Origin of the sequence: Streptomyces sp. NPDC086989 (assembly GCF_044745505.1) — a bacterium.
In the GTDB taxonomy this organism is placed as follows: Bacteria; Actinomycetota; Actinomycetes; order Streptomycetales; family Streptomycetaceae; genus Streptomyces.
Genome location: NZ_JBIVAL010000018.1, coordinates 1 through 2,419, shown reverse-complemented (window position 1 = coordinate 2,419; position 2,419 = coordinate 1). Strand labels below are relative to the sequence as shown.

Annotated in this window: 2 protein-coding genes; both read left to right on the top strand. The window is 67.1% G+C overall.

Annotated elements, in window-relative coordinates; all coding sequences use genetic code 11:
- Positions 1–630 precede the first annotated feature (630 nt).
- The gene (locus tag ACIPK4_RS33100) at positions 631–1,047 is read left to right on the top strand and encodes a hypothetical protein (protein WP_402319684.1); all 417 of its coding nucleotides are present in this window, start codon (positions 631–633) and stop codon (positions 1,045–1,047) included.
- A 337-nt stretch (positions 1,048–1,384) separates the two neighbouring features.
- A complete protein-coding gene (locus ACIPK4_RS33095; RefSeq protein ID WP_402319682.1) occupies positions 1,385–2,371 on the top strand; it encodes a hypothetical protein in 987 nt (328 codons plus the stop codon).
- Positions 2,372–2,419: the final 48 nt, after the last annotated feature.

Genomic DNA, 2,419 nt, shown 5'->3' with positions numbered 1-2,419 from the left:
CTCCCCCCCCCCCCCCCCCCGCGGGGGGGGGGCGCCCCCCCCGGGGGGGGGGGGGGGCCCCGCCCCCCCCCCCCCCCCCCCCCCCCCCCCCCCCCCCCGCCACGGGGGAGTGCCGCCTCACGCCGCGATCCGCAAGGTAGGGGCACGGGGTGATCCAGAGAGCGTCGTAAGTGGTGGTGACTGCCCAGAGTTCGCGGCGCCCGCGGAGTCATGGGCTGCAGCACGCAGTAGAGGAGCGCCCGGCCTGCCAGGCGGGGTGCCGCGGCACCACCAGTCCACGTTGCCCCACTCGTACTCGTCGCACAGTCGGCGCTCGAGGCCGCGCAGGTACTGCTTTGCACTGGCTCAAAGCCAGAACGACGCCAAGTTGGTTTCGGGTGCGTTCGAGGCGGACGATCTCCGCCAATGCCCGCCCGGAGAAACCGTCGATGCCTGCCTCGAAGCTGCGTCTCCGGGGCTGCTGCGGCCACGCGGCCCGGAGGTGCCCGGTCGGCTACGCGGCATGAACCTTTCTGATCGTCGTCATGCTGCCCTGTCTCACTCAAGGTTGATCAACCTCACCGAAGATTGACCGCTGCCGTGTTGTCTCAACGAGGCTTGATCGAGACATCTCGCTGGCAGTGTGGTGACGTGGAAGACTTCGTGGACCAAGGGCTGCGCGACTCGATCGCTGCGGCAGAATCTCCGGCCTGGTCGGTGAGAGCCGCTGCAGGACGGCGACTGGCTGCGGCGTCTCGCATCGAGAGATTCGGCGACGTCCTACACCAACTCCTGCTGGACGGTCGGGACACCGGAGTGACCTCAGATACCGCGGCGGCGCTGCTGGCACGGCGGGATCTGGCTGGTCTACGCGCCGTGCTTGCGGCCCGCGCCGTCGCGTCTGACGATGGAACCGCTGATCAGCTCGCCGCTGAACTCGACTGCGACCCGCGGTGGGCGACCGGACAGAACGCAGACGAGCTGATCGCACAACTTCGCATGCTGGCATCGGACAGGGACCCCGCGGTTCGCAGCGAAGCCCGGCTGCGACTTGCGCGCCTGCGCTGATCGGGAGGCCGTGGTCAATCTTCGGTGAGACCGGTCAGCCTTGAGTGAGACAGGGCATATGCGGCACATGCCGCCACGCCGTTAACGACTGTCCTTTGCCATCCAATTGAGGCGTTTGGCAGCGAACCCAGCCGTTTCGGCTTTTCTGACAGTGAATCTAGTCGTGAGGGGTAAGCCAGCCACGATCCCGATAGCCTGGAGACCGAATCGTACGGGGCACGGGGGGATGATGGTTCGAGCACTTCTGCTCGGGGTTGGGGCCTTTGCGGACGTGGCCGACGGCGAGTGGAGCCCCACGTTGGAGGGGTTATCTCCGCTGCCGTCGGTTGAGCCGCGGGTGCGTGAACTGGCCGTGGTGCTATCGCGCTTCGACGGACTGAACGTCAGTGAACCGGTGATCGACGCGGACCGGGTCAGCGTCGAGGAGAGCTGGCGGCAACTGCGGCACGATTCGGTGGGCCGGCCGCGTATCGTTCACTTTGCCGGTCACGGGGTCCCTCGTGGCCGGGTCTTGTACCTGCCCGTGCACGACTGCAGTCCGGCCAACCTCCCGGAGTCGGCGATCGATGTCGGCCGATGGCTGAACGAGGTCGAGCACGGCTCCGATCAGTCGCCCGTCCTGTTCCTGCTCGATGTTTGCGGTGCAGGGGCCGCGACGGACTACCAGCTGTTCCAGGACGTTCCTGAGGGTGACCGAAGGACCTGGGTGATTGCGGCCTGCACGGCGGACGAGAGCGCCTTCGAAGCACGGTTCACCAAGGCCACGGCCCAGGCGCTGGAGCGGCTCCGCTTGGGGCACTGGGATCTCTCTCCGGCTCTGTCCCACGTTCCGGTGGAGGCTGTCGCTGACGAGATCGCGCGGGAGCTGGTCCGCCTCGGCGAGGGGTATCCGCAGACCGTGATGCACTCTCCGCGCCGAGCCGCCTCGTTGCCGGTACCGGAGTTCTTCGCCAACCCGGCGTTTAGCACTGACGGCTGGCAGCGGCTTCGGAGCCGACTCCGGTTGGCAGTTCGGGAGCTGGCAGCGGAGTTCGACCCCGGTCTGGACCCAGTTCACTTCCTCACCCGGGCGTCCGGACGCCTGGACGGCGCCGCTCCTATGACGGGCTGCCTATTCACTGGGCGGACCCAAGAGCTGACCCAGATTCGCTCCTGGTTGGCGAGCGACGAACCCCTATTGCTGGTCACCGGAAGTCCTGGGGCCGGAAAGTCGGCGCTGCTGGGGGTGACGGTCTTCCTGTCGCACGACCAGCTCGCCGAGCTGAGTACCGTGCTGGTTAGACGCCGTTTCTTATGGCGTGATCGTTCGTTGAATCGTGCATGACGGATTTGGTTGAGCGGCTGGTGCCGGATGAGTTGTGGGTGTTGTTCC